The organism is Kribbella sp. NPDC004138 (assembly GCF_053603655.1).
Genome location: NZ_JBSGFZ010000009.1, coordinates 180071 through 198703, shown reverse-complemented (window position 1 = coordinate 198703; position 18633 = coordinate 180071). Strand labels below are relative to the sequence as shown.

Here is an 18633-nt window from a genome sequence, read left to right as displayed (position 1 = left end):
CGGTCGACCATCCAGGCGGCCGTTGACTCCTCACCCTGCGACAGGTGGGGGAGCCACCCCGGCGGTTGGCCACGCCAACGACAAACGCCCACTCGGCTGAGCCGGGTGGGCGTTGTGCTTACTGAGAACGGTCTAGGCCGCCGCAGCGATCTGACCTCAGAAACGTGGACGGCCCAAGTCCTGCTGACGGGGGAGCAACAGGGCCTGGGCCTAGGCATGAAGAGTACTCAGGCCAAGGGCTCCGCACAACCCCCGATTTCACTCCGCGTGTCGCCAGGCTCACAAGCCCACCGGTCAGGTGGTGACTGGGGCGCGGAGGACCGGGCAGGACATGCAGCGGGGGCCGCCGCGGCCGGAGCCGAGTTCGGAGCCGGAGATGCGGATGACCTCGATGCCGGACTCCTCCAGGCGCGCGTTGGTCTCCACGGTCCGCTCGTAGGCGATGCACACCCGCGGCGCCAGGGCCAGGGTGTTGTTGCCGTCGTCCCACTGCTCGCGCTCGGCCGTCACCGGGTCCAGGCCGGTGTCGATGCGCCGCAGGGTGTCGATGCCGAGCGCCTTCGCCGCCGCGACCAGGAACGGCTCGGACTCCGCGACGTGCAAGCTGTCGCCGTCGGTGGTGACCGCCAGCGCCCGCATCTCCTCGGCCATGTTCGGATACATCAGGACGGCGTCGGTGTCGACCATCGTGCAGACGGTGTCGAGGTGCATCGTTGCCCGCTGCTGCGCGATCGGTACGGCGAGCACGGTGTGAGCGAGCCCCTTCGTGAACACCCGCTGGGCGAGCCGCTCCACGCCGGCAGGCGTCGTCCGCTCGCCGACTCCGACCGCGAGGACGCCGGGGCCGAGCGCGAGCACGTCCCCGCCCTCGACATGCTCGAGTTGGTGGTCATACACCTTGTCGGCCCCCGCGAACCGCGGGTGGAACGTGTAGATCAGCTCGGTCAGCTGTGTCTCACGCGCCCGGGCCGGCATCGCGAGCGAGGTGACCGCCACCGAGTCCCGGATCCAGACGCTGGAGTCGCGGGTGAAGAGCAGGTTCGGCAGGGGGTCGATCAGGAAGTCCTCGTGCGCCAGCAGCGAGGTGACCAGCCCGCCGGCGTGAACCTCGTCGTTGCGCACGCCGGCCATCAGGGCCTCGGCCAGCGCGGCCGGCTCCAGGCCGCCGAGGGCGGCCCGCAGGTAGTCGCGGAGGGTGTCGCCCAGCCGCAGGTCCTCGGTCGCGCCGGCGACTGCCTGGGCGCGGGCCTCCGGATGGTCGAGCGACTCGGTCAGCAGCTCGCCGAGATACAGCACCTCGACGTCGCGGTCGCGGAGCGCCTGGGCGAACGCGTCGTGCTCGTCCTGCGCCCGCCCGACCCACGGGATGCCGTCGAACAGCAGCTTGTCGTTGTTGCGCGGCGTGAGCCGACGGAGCTCGTTGCCCGGCCGGTGCAGCATCACCGTCCGCAGCGGACCGACCTCACTGTCGACGCCGTACGCCGTGCCGCCCCGGAATCCCTGGCCGTCCTGCCGCGTCTCGGTCATCCGTCCGCCCTTCGCCTCCGCCGTGCCCACAACGCTACGGCAACCCGGTCAATCTGTCTGATTGTCCGACAATATGCGTCGGATGGCCAATCGGTCAGGAGCGGACCCGGTCGTAGATCAGGCAGAGCGCGCCGGACTCGGTCGGAGTGGAGTCGGTCAGCTTCCAGGAGGTGGCCGGCAGCCCGTCCTCGAAGAGCCGGGCGCCGCCGCCGACCAGCTCGGGGTCCAGCGTGATGCTCAGCCGGTCGATCTCGTCGGCGGCCAGCAGTGCACGGATCACGCTCGAGCTGGCCAGCACGATGATGTCGCCGCCGTCCTGGGCGCGGAGCTGCTTCACCACGTCGGCGGGCTCGCCGTCGGCGATCCGGGAGTGCTGCCAGGGCGCCTCGGTCAGCGTCGTCGAGAAGACCACCTTGTCGGTCTCGTTCAGCCACTGTGAGAACGCGCGGTCCTGCGGGGCCGCATTCTCGTCGTCGGCCACCGCCGGCCAGAAGCCGCCGAAGCCTTCGTAGTTCTTCCGGCCGAGCAGGATCGTGGTGGCCGGCCGGGTCACCCGGATCATGTGGTCCCGGGCACCCTCGGTGATCGCGTGCGGCACGATCCAGCTCATGTCGTAGTCGCCGCCGGCGCCGTTCACCCGCCCGTCGAGCGAGAGCGAGATGTTGGCGGTCACAGTGCGCGTCATGTCCTTACCTCTTCCTGATCGGTCCTGCCTGACACCTGAAATCCTGCCGCCGCGGCCGCCCGGGAACATCTGCCAGCCGGCCGATATCGGGCGGCCACCGGGCCGACGGCGCGGCCTGTCGACAGAGAAGATGCCGTGATCCGGACCCCGTCCGGCGGTTTTCCACAGGCTCGTTCGAAAGAACGAGAAATCCACAGGCGGTGGCCGCTGAGGCAGTCGATCGGCTGCGGAGGAACTAGGCTGCAGTGCTGTGCCCGATGAAGACCTGTCCCCCGAACCGTTCGAGCGTGCCGTCGCCTGCGTGATCCCGGCGAAGGACGAGGCCGACCGGATCGCGGCGACCGTCGACGCGGTGCACAAGATCATCGGCGTCGACCTGGTCGTGGTCGTCGACGACGGTTCCACGGACGGCACGACCGAGGCGGCCGAGCAGGCCGGCGCGGTCGTCGTGCGGCACGAGCGCAACCGCGGGAAGGCCGCCGCGATGGAGACCGGCGCGGCCGCCGTTGCGGAGCGCGACGGTGCCCGGCCGCGGCATCTGCTGTTCCTCGACGCCGACCTGACCGACACCGCGTCCGGGGCGGGCCCGCTGATCGAGCCGGTGCAGACCGGCCGCGCGGACATGACCATCGGGACACTGCCGGCCCAGGTGCGCGCCGACGGCTCGAAGGCGGGCGGACACGGGTTCGTGGTCCGGCTGTCGCGGGCCGGGATCCAGGAGGCGACCGGCTGGGCGCCGGAGCAGCCGTTGTCCGGTCAGCGCTGCCTCACCCGGGCCGCGTTCGACTCCGCGGTGCCGCTGGCCGCCGGTTTCGGGGTCGAGACCGCGCTGACGATCGACCTGGGGCGGAAGGGCTTCCGGATCCTCGAGGTGCCGATCGACGTCCGGCACCGGGCCACCGGGACCGATCTGCGCGGCCAGCTGCACCGCGCGAAGCAGTATCTGCACGTCCGCCGTGCGCTCGCCGCCCGCAGTGCGCTGCCCGCGGACGGTGGTGGGCCGTCGCTGCGCAGTCTGTTCCCGCGGAGACTTCGCAATGAGCACTGACGCAGGCCTGAGGTACGGCCGCTGGGCTGTCGCGCTCTACATCGCGTGCACGGCGCTGATCGTGGCGGTCGGCCTGCTCGGCCCGTCCGTGGTCGTGCTCACGCTGACCAACCCGCACGCCTGGCTCCCGTCGTACTGGTTCGACGCCAAGCCGAACGACTGGCTCGTGACGGTGATGATCTACGTCGCGATCCTGCTCGGCGGGTACGGCGTTTTCCTGGCCACCAAGGCGTTGAAGCACGGGTGGGCGCCGCGGGTCGACCGTTTGATTGCCTTGGGCATCGGTGCGACGGCGGCCGTCACGCTGGTCCCGCCGATGGCCTCCGGGGACGTTCTGATCTACGCGGCGTACGGGCGGATCATGGCGCTCGGCGGCGACCCGTACACGGTGTCCCCGGCCGACACCATCCGGCTCGGGTACGACCCGGTGATCGCCGCGACCGAGCGGCCGTGGCAGGGCGCCCGCAGTGTGTACGGGCCGATCGCGACCTGGGTGCAGTGGCTGGCGTCGCTGATCGGCGGTGACTCCGCGCAGCTCACCGTGTGGATGCTGCAGTTGTCGGTCGGGATCGCCATCGTCGTCACCGGGCTGTTGCTGGTGAAGCTGGTCGGCAAGGACCTGCCGGCCAGGCGGCGGGTGATCATGCTCGGCCTCGCGAACCCGCTGATCCTGTGGTCGGTGCTGGCCGGTGCGCACAACGACGCGATCGCGGTGATGTTCGCGGTGATCGCGCTGGTCTTCTTCCGTCGGCACGTGTTCCTGGCCGGCATCATGATCGGCGTCGCGGGCTGCACGAAGCTGTCGATCGGCCTGGTCGGCGTGGCGATGCTGTGGGCGCTGCGAGCCGACCGGCGCAAGTGCCTGTACTTCTGCGGCGGCGGCGCGCTCGCCATGGGCGGGCTGTATGCGATCGTCGGCCTGCAGGCGTTCCAGCAGGCCCGGTCGCAGACGTCGTTCATCTCCACCGGCACGCCGCACAAGGTGCTGCTGAGCTTCTTCACGCTGTTCCTGCCGAACGGCTTGGTGCGGACCGTTCTGGCGATCCTCGCGTGGGTCGGCCTGATCGTGGTCGCGATCCTGCTGACGCAGGTGTTCCCGAAGTCGCTGGTGCCGCAGACACACCCGGACGACCCGACACCGGCCGCGATCCGGTACACCGCGATCTACGCGATCGCCTGGGTGCTCACTGCGATGTACTCGCTGCCCTGGTACGACGTGATCGCGTGGGTCGCCCTGGCCGCGGTCGCCGCGTCGAAGGTCGACAGCCTGATGGTCATCCGGACGACGATGCTCGCGATCGCGTACGTCCCGGGCCGGGATCCACACGCGCGGCAGGTCGCGGCCAGCCTGTCGGACTCGCTGGAGTTCTTCAGCGCGCGACTGCGGGACACCATTTGCCCCGCGGTCGAGCTGGCGGTCCTGGTCGGCCTGATCGTCTGGGCACGCCGCAACGGCGCCCAGTGGTGGCCGTACGACTGGCCCCGCCGCAAGCAGAAGCCGCTCCCGGAGAAGGCCGCGTCGGTCTAGCTCCAGAGGGCCTCTGCCGCGGCGACCGCGCGGGCCAGGACAAGCTTCACCGGCTGGTTCAGCTCGGCCGCGGCCGCGACCACGTCGTCGTACTCCGGTTGCACGTTCACGACCTGACCGTCGTACCGGGCGATCTTCACGCTGATCGACTGGCCGTCGAGCTTGATCGTGGTGAACTCGCGGTCCGCGGCGTGCTTGCTGATCGGGTACTCGCGCAGCCCGATCGCGGTCGTCTCGGCGAGGATCACCCGCCGTACGGCCTCCGCCTTCGTGCTCGTCACCAGCACCGATAGCGTGTGCGCCGGACGGCCCTTCTTCATCAGGATCGGGGTCAGCCAGGCGTCGGCGGCGCCCGCCTTCAGCAGGCTCGCCAGGATCTGCGGCCACAGCCGGGGGTCGAGGTCGTCGACGTTCGTCTCGTAGACGAGCTCCGTCGCCGGGCGGTCCGTGGACTCGCCGACGATCACGCGGAGGATGTTCGGGACCTCGGCCGGGTCGCGCCCGCCCGCGCCGACACCGGTCGTGCCGACGCGCATCGGCGGCATCATGCCGAACTCGTCCGCCAGCGTGGCGAGCAGCGCGGCGCCCGTCGGGGTCGTCATCTCGTACGGCGCCGTGCCGCCGACGACCGGTGCGCCGGCCTCGGCCACCAGGTGCAGCACCGCAGGCCCGGGGATCGGGATGCCGCCGTGCTGTCCGCGGACCTGACGCCCGCCACCCAGCGCGATCGTCGACACGACCACATGCTCCAGCCCGAGGCTGACCGCTGCCGCCGCGACGCCCACGATGTCCGCGATCGCGTCCAGCGCCCCGACCTCGTGGAAGTGCACCGTGTCCGGCTCGACCCCGTGCGCAGCCGCCTCGGCCCGAGCCAGCCGCCCGAACGTGTCGAGCGCCCGCTCCCGCACGGCGTCGTCAAGCGGTGCCTCGCCGAGCAGCCGGCGAACCTCCGCCCAAGCCCGAGTAGGCCCGTGCCCGTGCCCGTGTCCCGCGCCGGCGTCGTGTTCGTGCCCGTGTCCCGCGCCGGCGTCGTGTCCGTGCCCGTGTCCTGCGCCGGCGTCGTGTCCGTGTCCCGCGTCGTGCTCGTGGCCGTGCCCCGCGCTGTCGCCATGTGCGTGCCCGCCGCCGGCGTCCTGCTCGCCTGCATCCGGGATGTTCTCGGGGTGCGGCGTGCCGTTGACCTTGACCGTGGCCTTGGTGGCGGCGATCTGGTGGCGGGCTGTCTGGGTGACGGTGACGGACAGGGACGGGTCTACCGCGGCGACTGCCGCGTTCACGAACGCCAGGTCGGCGCCGGCTGAGATCAGGGCGCCGAGGAGCATGTCGCCGGAGGCGCCGGCGGAGCAGTCGATCCAGGCGGTGCGCATCAGGCGTCCTTCCGCTCACGCGGAGCCGACTGCCGGGCGACGCGGGCGGCGAACACACCGGCCCCGAACCCGTTGTCGATGTTCACCACGCTCACCCCGGGCGCACACGAGTTCAGCATCCCGAGCAGCGCGGCCAGCCCGCCGAACGAGGCGCCGTACCCGACCGAGGTCGGCACGGCCACCAGCGGTACGCCGACCAGTCCGCCGACGACGCTCGGCAACGCGCCCTCCATCCCGGCGACCACGATCAGGCAGTCCGCCGCGTCCAGCCGCTCGCGCTCGCCGAGGATCCGGTGCAGCCCCGCGACACCCACGTCGGTGATGACGTCGACCCCGGCCCCGAACACCCGAGCCGTCGTCGCCGCCTCCGCGGCCACCGGGGCATCCGACGTACCAGCGGCCACGACAGCGACCGTCCCGCGGCGCGTCGGCGGCTCGCCCAGCACCGCCGTACGTCCGACCGGGTCGACCACGGCAGCCGGCAGCGCGGCGGCGACGGCGTGCTGCGCCTCGTCGGTCAGCCGGGTCGCCAGCACGGCGTGTTCCGGGTGGGTGGCGTGCAGGGTCCGCAGCAGTTCCACGACCTGAGACGGCGTTTTTCCGGCCCCGTAGACGACTTCGGCGTCGCCGGTACGCTCCAGCCGATCGGTGTCGAGCCGCGCGTACCCGAGGTCGTGGACGCCCGGTTGTACCCCCTGGTCAGGCAAATGTGTCACGCCGCGAATCTACGTTGCTCCGGCCCGAGGTGCCGCATCCGTCCCGTCCTGTGCACGTTGTGCGATCACCTGAACACTCAGGCGATGCTTTAGGCTCTCGTGCGTGTCTTCGTCGTTAGCCGGTGCCTTCGGGGTCGCCGCCCTCTTCGTGGCGGTGCTAGCCCTGGTGTTCGCGATCCAGGCCCTCCGGGCCCGGACGGTCTCGTCGGACCACGTGCCGCCCGCCGCACACCCCGAGCCCGAACCGCAACCGGCCCAGCCGGAGGCCAAGCCCGGCACGGTGAAGTCGGAACTGCGCAAGCTGGGCAAGGACCTCGACGTCACCCGCGCCGAACTCAAGGGGTCCCTGCAGCACCTGGCCGTCGTCCGGTACGACGCCTTCGGCGAGACGGGCGGCAAGCTCTCGTGGTCGATGGCGATCCTCGACGACAACGGCGACGGCGTCGTCCTCACCTCGATCAACAGCCGCGCCGACGCCCGCACGTACGCGAAGGAGATCAAGTCCTTCACCAGCGAGTCCAAGCTCTCCCCCGAAGAGGAAGAGGCCCTGGACAACCTGCGCAAGGAGGCCGGCCCCACGGTCGACTGACCTCGCAGCCGGCCCCGTACGACGTCACCGGCGTTTCGGGACCCGGGCGGTCAGCGCTCCTGGTTCGATCTCGGTGTAGAGGGAGCGGCCGGGGCCGATCGGGTCGCCGTCGAGCTGGCGCTGGACGTCCACGGCGGCGTGGATCTCGACCTTGCGGCCGGTGAAGCGTTCCAGGTACATGTCGGTGCGGTTGGTGCGGGTCATCAGGCGCCAGACGACGATCGGCCACTGGGTGACGCGGCGCGGGGCGATCACGACGACGTCCAGCAGGCCGTCGTCGGGACGGGCGTCGGGGAGCAGCGGGATATTGGCCTGCAGCATGCCGACGTTGCCGATCACGACCGTGCGGACGCGGCGTTCGATCGTCTCGCCGTCGTCGATGGTGAGCTGGACGCGGACCGACGGGTGGTTGATGTTCTTCGCCGCCGACACCAGGTACGCCGTCCAGCCGATCTGCTTCTTCAGGTGCGGCGGGGCGTCGGAGATGATCGCGGCGTCCAGGCCGAGCCCGGCCATCACGGCGAACCGGTCGGTGTCCAGCTCGTCGCCGTGGACGCGGACCAGGTCGATCCGCCGGTCGCGGCCCTCGAGGATCCGCTCCAGGGCGTCGTCCAGGTCGAGCGGGATGTGCAGGTTGCGCGCCAGCAGATTCCCGGTGCCGGCCGGGATCACGCCGACCGGGATCCCGGTGTGGGCGAGCGTCGAGCACACCACCCGGACCGTGCCGTCACCGCCCGCGACCAGCACCAGGTCCGATTCGTACTCGATCGCCTGCTTGGCCATCGCGTTCCCGGCGTCGTCGACGCGGGTCTCCAGCCAGAGCGGGTCGTCGAACCCGCGGACCGCGAGGGCCCGCGTCACCTTGCGGCGGAACGCGACACCGTCGCCGACCTTGATCGGGTTCACGATCACAGCGGCCCTCGGCGGCGACGTCGTACCGTCGCCGGCGGACGACGGGATCCGGCGACGGCGCCGCCGCAGCCCCGGCCGGAGGCCGAACCCGATCGACGTCGCGGTCAGGATCGCCAGCCCGAGCGCCCAGCCGCCCAGGATGTCGGACACGTAGTGCACGTTCAGCGCGATCCGGTCCGCGGACGCGATCCACACCACCGCGAGCACCGGCAGCAGCACCAGCAGCCGGAACCGGCGCCGCCAGCCGCGCACCGACGGCAGCACGACGCCGAGCGCACCGGCCATCACGAAGGCGGCCGTCGCGTGACCGGACACGTACGAGAAGCCGAACGCGTCGACGAGTATCCCGGCCGGCCTCTCCCGCTCGAAGATCGCCTTGACCACCTGGACCAGGGCCAGCTCAGCGATCGCCGACGTCAGCAACCAGAACGTCAGCAGGCGGGCCCGGCGATGCCACAGGTACGCCGCGACGATCACGATCGCCGCCCGTGAGGTCCACGGCAGCACGACCGCCCCGACCACCTGCCAGAAGTCGACGAAGCCTTCGTGCGCAGCGCCGTACGACGCGGCGCGCGCGGCGACCGACTGGTCCCAGCGGGCCAGCGGCGGCCACTCCGTGAACACGAGCACCGTGATCACCGCGAACGGCAGCGCACCCAGCACGACCGTGAGCACACGGCCTACCTGACTGGGTGGGTGGTGGTTCATCGCCCGCTCAGATCCCCCTCGATGGTCACGTGTTGCTAGCCCATCATCCCGAATAGACTTCGCCGGTTCTGACACGCCCCGATACCCTCAGGGTGTGATTGACGCGAAACTGCTCCGTGAGACCCCTGATGTCGTGCGCGCCGCCCTGACCAAGCGCGGCGAGAGTACTGACCTGGTCGACCAGATCCTGGTCGCCGACAGTGAGCGTCGATCGTCCATCTCCGCCTTCGAGGCGCTCCGGGCCGAGCAGAAGTCGCTCGGCAAGCAGGTCGCGCAGGCCAAGGGTGACGAGCGGGCCGCGCTGCTGGAGCGCACCAAGACGCTGGCCGCCGAGGTGAAGACCAACGAGGCCGCGGCGAACGAGGCCGGGAACCGCTTCGACGAGCTCGCCCGCGCGCTGCCGAACCTGGTCTCCGACGAGGCCCCGGTCGGCGGCGAGGACGACTACGTGGTGGTCGAGGAGGTCGGCAAGCCGCGCGACTTCGCCGCCGAGGGTTTCGAGCCCCGTGACCACCTCGAGCTGGGCGAGCTGCTCGACGCGATCGACATGGAGCGCGGCGCGAAGATCTCCGGCTCGCGGTTCTACTTCCTCAAGGGCGCCGGCATGCTGCTCCAGCTCGGCATGCTGCAGCTGGCGATCCAGCAGGCGGTCGAGGCGGGCTTCACCCCGATGATCACGCCGACCCTGGTCAAGCCCGAGGTGATGGGCGGCACCGGGTACCTGACGGCGCACGACGACGTCTACCGGCTCGAGGACCCCGAGCTGTACCTCACCGGTACGTCGGAGGTCGCGCTGGCCGGCTACCACATGGACGAGATCCTCGACCTGTCGAACGGCCCGATCCGGTACGCCGGGTGGTCGTCCTGCTACCGCAAGGAAGCCGGGTCGCACGGGAAGGACACCCGCGGGATCATCCGCGTCCACCAGTTCGACAAGGTCGAGATGTTCTCCTACTGCAGGCTCGAGGACGCCGCGGCGGAACACCTGCGGCTGCTGGCCTGGGAGAAGGAGATGCTCGACAAGATGGAGCTGAGCTACCGGGTGATCGACACCGCGACCGGCGACCTGGGCGTCTCGGCGTACCGGAAGTTCGACTGCGAGGCGTGGGTGCCGACGCAGGGCCGGTACCGGGAGCTGACGTCGACGTCGAACTGCACCGACTTCCAGGCCCGCCGGCTGAACATCCGGCATCGCGACGCCGACGGCAAGACGCAGCCGGTCGCGACGCTGAACGGGACGCTGGCGACCACCCGCTGGATCGTCGCGATCCTGGAGACCCACCAGCTGGCGGACGGTTCGGTCCGCGTCCCGACCGCGCTCCAGCCGTACGTCGGTGGCCGCGAGGTGCTCGAACCGGTCGCTCGATGACCGACAGCCCACCCTTCGAGCGGCCGACAGCCGTTGCCCTGGACATCGACGGGACCCTGATCGATCACGACGAGGGGATGTCGTCCGCGGTCCTCGACGCGGTCCGCCGGACGGCCGAGCAGGTGCCGGTGATCCTGGCCACCGGCCGGGCCTGGTCGACGACCAGGCCAGTGGCGCAGCGGCTCCGGCTGCCGGCCGGCGGACTCGTTGTCTGTAGCAACGGTGCGCGCACGCTCCGCTACCCGGACGGCCAGGTCGTCGACGAGCGGACCTTCGATCCGTCGATGGTGATCGAGTCCGTCCGGCGGTACGCGCCGAACGCGCGGATGGCGGTCGAGGAGTACGACGGCAGCTACCTGGTCACCGAGCCGTTCCCGGACGGCGACCTAGGCCGGGACGCGCGGATCCGGGTGGTCACCGACGAGGAGCTCGCACCGCAGCCCGTGACCCGGCTGATCATCCGGGACCCCAACCAGTCCGAGAGCGATTTCGTCCACCTGGCCGAACGTCTCGGCCTGCACGGGGTCAGCTACTTCGTCGGCTGGACCGCATGGCTCGACATCGCGCCGGAGGGTGTGGACAAGTCGACGGGACTCAAGGTCGCGCTCGCGCAGTACGACCTGGACCCGGCCGGCCTGCTCGCGATCGGTGACGGGCGCAACGACATCGAGATGCTCGGCTACGCGGGTCTCGGGGTCGCGATGGGCTCCGCGCCGGACGAGGTCAAGGAGTCCGCCGACGAGGTCACCAAGTCGGTCCAGGACGACGGCGTCGCGGCCATACTCAACCGCTGGTTCTGAGTCAAGGCGTTTCGGCGACAACCGAAACCCTTGACGCATCCGATGCCGCAGGCAAGCGAAAGGCCCGGAACCCCTGTCTTCGCGGGGATTCCGGGCCTTCGGTCGTTCAGTCTCCGATAGTCCGCTGGCGGGCCGAGTATCGGATCAGGCGACCCGGGTGCTGCCGGCGCGGCGCGGCTGGTGCTGCTGGTCGACGACGGTGTCGAAAGCGTCCAGCACGGCCTCGACCGCGGGACGCGGCCGCGGAGCCTTGGCGGCCGGGCTCTGGCCGCGGCGGGCCCGCCGAAGGTGCCGCTTGACAGTCGACAAGGAACAGCCCAACCGCATGGCCAGGGACTCGAGGCTGTCGTTCGGGTACTGCGCGCGCAGCCGCAGGACCTCTTCGTGACTCACCGGGCGACGGGTGCCGCGCGCGCCGGCCAGCTGGTCGAAGTCGTCCGCCTGCACCTCGACGTCGAGCAGGTTGCGGATCGAACGCCGTTGCACAGCAGTGGTTCCGGCGACGAAGCCGCTCACGTCGTGCTCGGCGACCGCGCTGTAGAGGCAGTCGGTGAACAGCGGGCACGAGGCGCACAGCGCCTTGGCCTCACGGACGAGCTGCTCGTACCGCTCGCGGGTGCGACGGGTCGCGGACGCGGGCGGCGGCTCCTCCATCAAGCGGTGCTGGAAGATGTCGGAGCGGGCGATGCAGCCGGTCATTGACCCCTCCCCGGTAGAACATGTGTCGACAGCAGCTCGAGAGCTACTGCCCCCTGGCCCCGCTAGATTGGCGCTGTTGACGGTCATCAAGGCTCCCCAAGTATCAAGACCCGAATGAACGAACGGTGAACGACGTTCGTCCGCACGGATCCGCTAGCTGATGGACCCGCGTACTGTCACCGGCCCACCGTGTCGTCCCGGGCGCGGGACGCACCGATCCATAACTGTTGACGTCACTACTGCGGTTTTGGTTGCAGCCAATTCCGCAACAGTTCTTCGACGTTTGTGTGTGCTTCCGGAGGTGGGGCGGCATCAGTTCGCGCTGATCCAGAACACGCCTACGACGCGAACGAACAGCCCCCGGTTCCCCGCCAGACCTCCGCATGAAATCACGCACCAACCGCGCGGCGCAGGGGAACTTGCTGCCTTTGCAGGATCCTGCCGTAACGGTCTGATGACGTTGTCAAAAGCTCAACGAGATAAGTCAAAAAGACCTGAAGCCGACGTCGTACGGCTTGCGCCCGAGGCGTTGACCAGGGTAATGCGGCACCGGGATCATCCGACGATACGGTTGGCCTCGTGACGGCTTCGCAGTACCCCCGCCTGATAGCTACCGATCTCGACGGAACGCTCGTCCGCAGCGATGGCACGGTGTCCGCCCGAACCCGCGCCGCCGTCCTCGCGGCGCAGCGGGCCGGAAGTGTTTTCGTGATGGTCACCGCCCGGCCACCTCGCTGGCTGCACGACCTGTCGTACCTGGTCGGCGACCACGGCGTCGCGATCGTTGCCAACGGCGCTATTTTGTACGACGTCCCGCGCCGCAAGGCGATTCGGACCCGGTTGCTCGATCCCGCGGTGGCTCTCGAGGTGGCGCAGGCGATCCGCGCCGCGATCCCGGACGTGCAGTTCGCCATCGAGCGACCGGACCGCTACGGACAGGAACCGGTCTACCAGAACTCCTACCCGAATCCGGACAACTCGTTGATCGCCGCGGTCGAGGAACTCCTTACGGAGCCGGCCGCAAAGCTGCTCGTCCGGCATCCGAGCTTGCCCGCCGACGACCTGCTCGGTCTGGTCAATCCGTTGGTCGGCCAACGAGTGACCGCGAGTCACAGCGGCGGTCACGGTCTGGTGGAGATCTCCGCGAGCGGGGTCTCCAAGGCGGCGATGCTGGCCGACTTCGCCGCAGAGCAAGGGATCTCGGCTGCTGAGACGATCGCGTTCGGTGACTCGGTCAACGATCTGCCGATGCTCGCCTGGGCCGGCACGTCGTACGGCGTGGCCAACGCGCATCCCGAAGTCCTCGCGGTGGTGGACAGAACTGCCCCCGCAAACGACGAGGACGGCGTCGCCGCCGTCCTCGAAGAGTTCTTCCAGCCTTTGAAATAAGGCGTTACAGATACATCCCGCCGCTACCCGGGCCGTCGGTGGTACCGGCCTGCGGAGCTTCCGGGAACTGCCCGTCGGGGAGCTGCTGCCCGCCGGGCAGTGCGCGGCGCATCTGCTCCAGCTGCTGGCGCGCGGCCATCTGCTGCGCGAACAACGCCGTCTGGATGCCGTGGAACAGGCCTTCGAGCCAGCCCACCAGCTGCGCCTGCGCGATCCGCAGCTCGGCCTCGGTCGGCGTGCTGTCGTCGGTGAAGTCGAGGCTGAGCCGCTCGAGCTCCTCGACCAGCTCCGGCGCCAGGCCGCTCTCCAGCTCCTTGATCGACGCCTCGTGGATCGACCGCAGCCGCGCGCGGGAGGCTTCGTCGAGCGGCGCCGACTTCACCTCTTCGAGCAACTGCCGGATCATGTTGGCGACCCGCATCACCTTGGCCGGCTGCTCGACCAGCTCGGTCACCGAGCGCGGCTCGTCCTGCTCGTCGTGGTCGTCGTCGGAGCGCGGCGGTCCCTCGACGGCCATGCCGTCCGGCCCGACGATCAGCACCTTGCCGTCCTCGGTCCGCGCCCCGGCCATCGGAACTTCCTGGCCCTCGCTGCTGCTCTCGCTCATCTCCCCATCCTAGTTCGCGGTCCCCTTGCGGTACCCGCCGGGCGTTCTAGGATGCCCGCGCGCGATGACGGCGTACGGCGTCGAGGTTCGCGCAGGCGGGACTGCAGTAACGCTGGCGGCCGGTGCGCGACAGATCGGCGTACACGTTGGCGCAACCCTCGGTGGCGCAACGGCCGAGCCTGGTGATCCCGCGGCCGGCCAGGTGCAGCGCCGTACCAGTGCTGATCAGCGTCGCGACCAGCCGCCCGACGGGGACGTGGTCCGGCCGGTAATGCATGTGCCAGCCGTCGCCGGCGTGGTTGGTGAGCCGGGGATGCTCCGTGTACTTCGCGAGCATCGCGTTCACCAGGTCGACGCGGGTCTGCTCGTCCTGCGCGTCCACGACCTGCAGCCATTCGTCGAGCGCGGTCCGGACGGCCGCCAGATCCGCCGCCGTGACGTGCCGGTCACGCACCAGGCGGCTCTCGACGCCGCTCTCCTCGCACCGCTCGGCCAGCTCGTCCGGCGTGGTCGCCGGGCGGGTGGCCAGGTTCACCGCGAGCAGGACGGCGTCGGCGCCGTAAGGGTTGAGATGCATAATGCCATTACATCACGATGGGTGCATGACTGAAACTCACCGTCATCGCTGGTCCGCGATCTCCAGCCACCCCGTCAGCGAGGGACTGGTCGTGTACCAGCGGTGTGCTTGTGGCCAATGGCGCGTCACCAGCACACCGCCGTACCCCGTCGCGTATCCCGAGGTCGCGCTACTCGATACGGCTGACCATCGGTAGCCGCGATCGCGTCAGCAGCCAGGCGAGCAGCCCGGCGAACAGCGGTACGACGACAACGATGCCGCCGATCTCCGCCCACGGGACCACGAAGCGCGGCGACCCGAACGCGGCGTGCGCCGTGTAGCCGTACAGCGCGCCGACCCCCACGCCCAGCACGCAGCCCAACTGTCCGAGCACCCACGCCTGGGCCGCCGCGAGCGACCGCCGCCGCCTCGGTGGCGCGCCGACCGCAGCGAGGGTGGCCAGATCGGCCCGGCCCTCGGCGGCTGACAGCGACACCGAGATCGCGACGCCGAGCAGGGTCACCACGGTGGCGGCGAGGAGGATCCCGATCAGGAACAGCCGCGCCGGGCTCTGGTACCCCTTCTCGACCACCAGCCGGTCATCCGCGCCGAGCAGCCGGGCGACCGCCGCCAGCTCGTCGGCGGACGGTTCCCGGGTGAGCTCGAAGTGCACCTCCGCGACCTGGATCGTGCCGAGCTCACGGGCGGCCTCCTGGCTGATCAGCGCGGTGTCGCGGAAGAACTGGACCCGTGGCGGCGGCCCGAACGACACCGCCGGCAGGTTCCGGAGATAGTCGTCGCCGTCATCGTTGTGCATGGCAACTGTCTGGCCGGCTGCGAGCCGGACGTCCGGGACGACCACCTTGCCCGCGCGCATCGCCGCCGCCACCTGCGCGCCGTACTCACCGAAGCGTTCGACGAAGGCGGGATCGGCTGCCTGCAACGGCATCCCGGTCATCCCCATGCCATTCTCCGGTGTGGCGACGGCCAGAATGGGGGTGTAGCCGTACTGGTTGGCTTTTGTGTTCGGCAACTGGACATACCCGAGCTCGTACTGCTGCCGGACCGGAAGCAGCCCGGCCAGTTGCGCGCCGAGTTGTGGTGTGTACGTGATCCCGCCAGGGACGTCCTGGCTGAACCGGACCGCCGCATCGCCCCGGTGCGCTGTCGCGGTGTAGTCCGCGGCGTCGGCCGCGATCGAGTTCGACGCCGCGAAGGCGACCGCGGCGGTACCGGCCACGGCCATCATGATCGCCGCGGTCGCGGGACCGGTGCGGTGCCGATGGCGCGCGGCGTCGCGCATCGCCATCCGGCCGCTCAGCGGCAACACCCGCGCGAGGCCGGCGACCTTCACGACCAGGCTCGGCAGCATCCACACCAGTGCGGCGATCGACGCGGTGATGCCGAGCAGCACCAGCGCGATCGGGCCGGTCGGCGTGGCTGTCGCCTGCTGCCCGAGTTGCGACGTCCGTGCCGATTTCAGCGCCGCGCCGATCATCGCGCTGCCGGCGAACACGCACCCGATTCCGCCGGCGAGCAGGACGACCGCGGCGATCCGGATCCGTGTCGTCTTCGCGGCGACGGTGAACCGCCCGGTCAGCGCGGCCATGGGTGCCTGCCGGCCGGCGCCGATCGCCGGTACGACGGCCGCGGCGAGTCCTGCACCGAGACCGAGCACCGCGATTCCGGCGATCGTGCCCCACGGGATCTGCCACGCGGTGAAGATCGAGTCCGTCATCGCCTCCCAGACCGGTTTCGCGCTGAACGCGGCGATCCCCGCGATCACCAGCCCGCCGGTCACACCGACCAGCCCGGCGAACAGGCCCTGCATCAGGACGACCCGCCGCACGTCTCCCGGCGTACCCCCGGCTGCCATCACCAGTCCGAGTTCACGGGTCTGGCGGCGGGCGCCGACCGCGAACGCCGTACCGGCCAGCAGCACGATCTCCAGGATCCCGAAGCCGATCACGAGCGCCATCGCAGCGTACGGGCCGATGTCGTCGGCCGACGTCCCGTACGGGTCCGGCGGCGGGTCGACGATGGTTGCTCGCGGCAAGAGAAACAGGCCCTTGCCGACCAGTTCGGTGCCGAGTTGCCCGGCGTCGGCAGAGTCGGGCAGATCGACGAGGTACTGCACCGTGCGCGTCGGGTCCGGCTCGTACAGCGTGGAGTCCGGTGTGGCGAAGATCGCCCCGGTGCTTTGTGCCGTGAGCATGCGGGCGATGCCGACGACGGTGTAACTCCGGCCGCTCGTGCTCACGACGGTGTCGGTCCGCCCGAGGTACTCCGCGACTGACGGCGAGATCGCGACCTCGTCGGCCTTCACCGGCAGGCGGCCCTTGTCGAGCTTGACCGTCCCGGTGGTCAGCGGGTTCGCGCCGTCGCCCGTGAGCAGGATGACCGAGGTCTTTGTTTCCGGACCGCGGATCTCGGCCATGCCGGAGTCGACGAACGAACGGGCCAGCTTCGTCCCGGCCGGGAGCAGCGGCGTCGGGTCGAACGTCGCCGGAGTCCGGACCGCCTTGTCGTACCCCTCGGCCGGCGGCGGCTCGCCGTACGTCATCTCCTGGCCCGGCGGCACCTGGAGCTTGCCGTACTGCGTGACGTCCAGCCGGGCGTCCGCGCGGCCGATCGTGTTGGCGGCCAGCGTTTCACCGGTCGGGCTCGCGGACTTCAGGACGATGCCCAGCCACGTCGCGGCCAGCACGGGCAGTCCGATCAGCGCGGCGACCAGGAAGGTGCGGCCGAGCGTTCGTCGCGCCGTACGACGGGCGATCCGCAACGGCGGACCCCACTGGCCCATCAGCGGCGCTCCAGCAGTGCGTCGGCCTCGGGCAGCGGGCCGGCCTGTCCCACCAGGACGCCGTCGCGCAGGTAGACCACGCGATCGGCCCAGGCCGCGTCCCGCGCACCGTGGGTGACGAGCACCCCGCCGATGCCGTGCTGGTCGCAGCGATCCCGGAGCAGCCGCAGAACGGCCTCGCCGGTCTCGGAGTCGAGTGCGCCGGTCGGCTCGTCGGCGAGCAGCAGGCGCCGTTCGCCGACAACCGCGCGGGCGATCGCCACGCGCTGCCGCTGACCACCGGACATGTCGTCGGGGAACCGATCGGCGAGGTCGTCGATCCCCACCTCCTGCAACGCGGCGACGGCGGCCTTGCGGGCCGTCCGGCTGCGCGTGCCGTCCAGTTCCAGCGGAAGTGCGACGTTCTCGGCCGCGGTGAGCGCCGGAATCAGGTTGAAGTCCTGGAACACGTAGCCGATCCGGCGCCGCCGCAGCGCGGCCACGGCGTTCCGGCTGAGCGTGGTGAGGTCGTTGCCGTCGACAATGACTTCACCCGCGGTCGGCCGGTCGAGGCCGCCGGCGCAGGTGAGCAACGTCGACTTGCCGGACCCGGACGGACCCATCACGGCGACCAGCTCGCCCGGAGCCACGGTCAGATCGACCCCGCGCAAGGCGTGCACAGCCTGCTCGCCCTGTCCGTGCGTCCGGGTCAGATTGCGAATGTCGAGGATCACGAGCGGGCCTCCTGCTCGTCCGGTACGACGGAGGTTCGCGGCGCCGGCCGGGGTGTGGCGCGGTGGCGTAACAGCATCGCCTCGCAGTGGTCGAGCCAGCGGATCTCGGCCTCGGCGCCGAAGATCATCGACTCGACGACCAGCTGCCAGGAGATCTCGCCGTCGCTGCTGTTGCGCTTCAGCCGGGTCAGCTCCTGCAGTGACTGCATCGTCGACATCCGCTGTCGCTGGACCACCGCGCCGACGTCCACGCCGGGCACTGCGAGCGCCAGCGCGAGCTTGATCGCGAGCTCGTCCCGCGGTCGCGACTCCCGGGTCACCGGTGTCTCGAACCACTTCGCCAGCTCGTCGCGCCCGGCACCGGTGATCTCGTACATCGACCGGCCGTCATCCTCGACGGTCGCCGCCCGGGCCGCCGCGGCCTGGACGAGCCCGTCGCGCTCGAGGCGCGTCAACGTCGTGTAGACCTGCCCGATGTTCAGCGGCCAGGTCGCTCCGGTGGCGGCCTCGAACTCACCCCGCAACTGATAGCCGTACTTCGGCCCGTCCTGCAGCAACGCCAGCAATCCGTGCTTGATCGACATAGATACTGAGTATGCATACCGAGTATGCGGGCG

General features: G+C 70.3%; 17 protein-coding genes. 6 read left to right on the top strand and 11 right to left on the bottom strand.

Features of this window, described 5'->3' with window-relative positions; genetic code table 11:
* Positions 1-294 precede the first annotated feature (294 nt).
* On the bottom strand, positions 295-1527 hold the full coding sequence (locus ACWEOO_RS15350; RefSeq protein ID WP_452143492.1) for an arginine deiminase: 1233 nt from the start codon (positions 1525-1527) through the stop codon (positions 295-297).
* Positions 1528-1621: 94 nt separating this feature from the next.
* Entirely contained in the window at positions 1622-2212 is a 591-nt protein-coding gene (locus tag ACWEOO_RS15345) for a dihydrofolate reductase family protein (RefSeq protein ID WP_452143491.1), read from the bottom strand.
* A 250-nt stretch (positions 2213-2462) separates the two neighbouring features.
* Here ACWEOO_RS15345 and ACWEOO_RS15340 point away from each other — a divergent pair, with 250 nt between their 5' ends.
* Positions 2463-3260 (top strand): glycosyltransferase, encoded by a 798-nt coding sequence (locus tag ACWEOO_RS15340; RefSeq protein ID WP_359934578.1) that lies wholly within the window; start codon positions 2463-2465, stop codon positions 3258-3260.
* Positions 3250-4788: a DUF2029 domain-containing protein gene (locus ACWEOO_RS15335; RefSeq protein WP_452143490.1), complete on the top strand. Its 1539-nt coding sequence runs from the start codon at positions 3250-3252 to the stop codon at positions 4786-4788. The genes ACWEOO_RS15340 and ACWEOO_RS15335 overlap by 11 nt, the downstream gene beginning before the upstream one ends.
* Here ACWEOO_RS15335 and larC read toward each other — a convergent pair.
* Both larC and larB read right to left on the bottom strand, forming a co-directional pair.
* Positions 4785-6155 carry a nickel pincer cofactor biosynthesis protein LarC gene (gene larC, locus ACWEOO_RS15330; RefSeq protein ID WP_452143489.1) on the bottom strand — a complete coding sequence of 457 codons (1371 nt, stop codon included), beginning with the start codon at positions 6153-6155 and terminating at the stop codon, positions 4785-4787. The two genes, ACWEOO_RS15335 and larC, sit on opposite strands and share 4 nt — an antisense overlap.
* Entirely contained in the window at positions 6155-6871 is a 717-nt protein-coding gene (gene larB, locus ACWEOO_RS15325; RefSeq protein ID WP_452143488.1) for a nickel pincer cofactor biosynthesis protein LarB, read from the bottom strand. The genes larC and larB overlap by 1 nt, the downstream gene beginning before the upstream one ends.
* 103 nt (positions 6872-6974) lie before the next feature.
* On the opposite strand from larB, the gene ACWEOO_RS15320 reads away from it, so the two are divergent.
* The gene (locus tag ACWEOO_RS15320) at positions 6975-7460 is read left to right on the top strand and encodes a DUF4446 family protein (protein WP_452143487.1); all 486 of its coding nucleotides are present in this window, start codon (positions 6975-6977) and stop codon (positions 7458-7460) included.
* A gap of 24 nt (positions 7461-7484) precedes the next feature.
* Here the strand turns inward: ACWEOO_RS15320 and ACWEOO_RS15315 are convergent, their stop codons facing one another.
* The gene (locus ACWEOO_RS15315) at positions 7485-9047 is read right to left on the bottom strand and encodes a diacylglycerol kinase family protein (RefSeq protein WP_452143486.1); all 1563 of its coding nucleotides are present in this window, start codon (positions 9045-9047) and stop codon (positions 7485-7487) included.
* A 127-nt stretch (positions 9048-9174) separates the two neighbouring features.
* Between ACWEOO_RS15315 and serS the strand changes: the two genes are divergently transcribed.
* Positions 9175-10449, top strand: a complete 1275-nt coding sequence (serS, locus tag ACWEOO_RS15310) for a serine--tRNA ligase (protein ID WP_452143485.1) — start codon at positions 9175-9177, stop codon at positions 10447-10449.
* Positions 10446-11249, top strand: coding sequence for an HAD family hydrolase (locus tag ACWEOO_RS15305; protein ID WP_452143484.1), 804 nt, complete (start codon positions 10446-10448; stop codon positions 11247-11249). Before serS ends, ACWEOO_RS15305 begins: the two co-directional genes overlap by 4 nt.
* 144 nt (positions 11250-11393) lie before the next feature.
* Here the strand turns inward: ACWEOO_RS15305 and ACWEOO_RS15300 are convergent, their stop codons facing one another.
* Positions 11394-11948, bottom strand: coding sequence for a WhiB family transcriptional regulator (locus ACWEOO_RS15300; RefSeq protein WP_359934562.1), 555 nt, complete (start codon positions 11946-11948; stop codon positions 11394-11396).
* A 579-nt stretch (positions 11949-12527) separates the two neighbouring features.
* On the opposite strand from ACWEOO_RS15300, the gene ACWEOO_RS15295 reads away from it, so the two are divergent.
* Complete coding sequence (locus ACWEOO_RS15295; protein WP_452143483.1) at positions 12528-13337, top strand: HAD family hydrolase; 810 nt, start codon at positions 12528-12530, stop codon at positions 13335-13337.
* A gap of 4 nt (positions 13338-13341) precedes the next feature.
* On the opposite strand, the gene ACWEOO_RS15290 is transcribed toward ACWEOO_RS15295, so the two are convergent.
* From ACWEOO_RS15290 to ACWEOO_RS15270, 5 genes are all read right to left on the bottom strand, one after another.
* Positions 13342-13944 (bottom strand): bacterial proteasome activator family protein, encoded by a 603-nt coding sequence (locus ACWEOO_RS15290; RefSeq protein WP_452143482.1) that lies wholly within the window; start codon positions 13942-13944, stop codon positions 13342-13344.
* A gap of 46 nt (positions 13945-13990) precedes the next feature.
* Complete coding sequence (locus tag ACWEOO_RS15285; RefSeq protein WP_452143481.1) at positions 13991-14521, bottom strand: CGNR zinc finger domain-containing protein; 531 nt, start codon at positions 14519-14521, stop codon at positions 13991-13993.
* Positions 14522-14690: 169 nt separating this feature from the next.
* Positions 14691-17303 carry an FtsX-like permease family protein gene (locus tag ACWEOO_RS15280; RefSeq protein ID WP_452143480.1) on the bottom strand — a complete coding sequence of 871 codons (2613 nt, stop codon included), beginning with the start codon at positions 17301-17303 and terminating at the stop codon, positions 14691-14693.
* Positions 17303-18016, bottom strand: coding sequence for an ABC transporter ATP-binding protein (locus tag ACWEOO_RS15275; RefSeq protein ID WP_452143479.1), 714 nt, complete (start codon positions 18014-18016; stop codon positions 17303-17305). The genes ACWEOO_RS15280 and ACWEOO_RS15275 overlap by 1 nt, the downstream gene beginning before the upstream one ends.
* The gene (locus tag ACWEOO_RS15270; protein ID WP_452143478.1) at positions 18013-18600 is read right to left on the bottom strand and encodes a helix-turn-helix transcriptional regulator; all 588 of its coding nucleotides are present in this window, start codon (positions 18598-18600) and stop codon (positions 18013-18015) included. Before ACWEOO_RS15270 ends, ACWEOO_RS15275 begins: the two co-directional genes overlap by 4 nt.
* Positions 18601-18633 lie beyond the last annotated feature (33 nt).

What these genes read in the sequence shown, in the direction of transcription:
- ACWEOO_RS15350 (WP_452143492.1), bottom strand. Translation starts at nt 1,527, where the DNA reads ATGACCGAGACGCGGCAGGACGGCCAGGGATTCCGGGGCGGCACGGCG.
- ACWEOO_RS15345 (WP_452143491.1), bottom strand. Translation starts at nt 2,212, where the DNA reads ATGACGCGCACTGTGACCGCCAACATCTCGCTCTCGCTCGACGGGCGG.
- ACWEOO_RS15335 (WP_452143490.1), top strand. Translation starts at nt 3,250, where the DNA reads ATGAGCACTGACGCAGGCCTGAGGTACGGCCGCTGGGCTGTCGCGCTC.
- larC (WP_452143489.1), bottom strand. Translation starts at nt 6,155, where the DNA reads ATGCGCACCGCCTGGATCGACTGCTCCGCCGGCGCCTCCGGCGACATG.
- ACWEOO_RS15305 (WP_452143484.1), top strand. Translation starts at nt 10,446, where the DNA reads ATGACCGACAGCCCACCCTTCGAGCGGCCGACAGCCGTTGCCCTGGAC.
- ACWEOO_RS15300 (WP_359934562.1), bottom strand. Translation starts at nt 11,948, where the DNA reads ATGACCGGCTGCATCGCCCGCTCCGACATCTTCCAGCACCGCTTGATG.
- ACWEOO_RS15290 (WP_452143482.1), bottom strand. Translation starts at nt 13,944, where the DNA reads ATGAGCGAGAGCAGCAGCGAGGGCCAGGAAGTTCCGATGGCCGGGGCG.
- ACWEOO_RS15285 (WP_452143481.1), bottom strand. Translation starts at nt 14,521, where the DNA reads ATGCATCTCAACCCTTACGGCGCCGACGCCGTCCTGCTCGCGGTGAAC.
- ACWEOO_RS15280 (WP_452143480.1), bottom strand. Translation starts at nt 17,303, where the DNA reads ATGGGCCAGTGGGGTCCGCCGTTGCGGATCGCCCGTCGTACGGCGCGA.
- ACWEOO_RS15270 (WP_452143478.1), bottom strand. Translation starts at nt 18,600, where the DNA reads ATGTCGATCAAGCACGGATTGCTGGCGTTGCTGCAGGACGGGCCGAAG.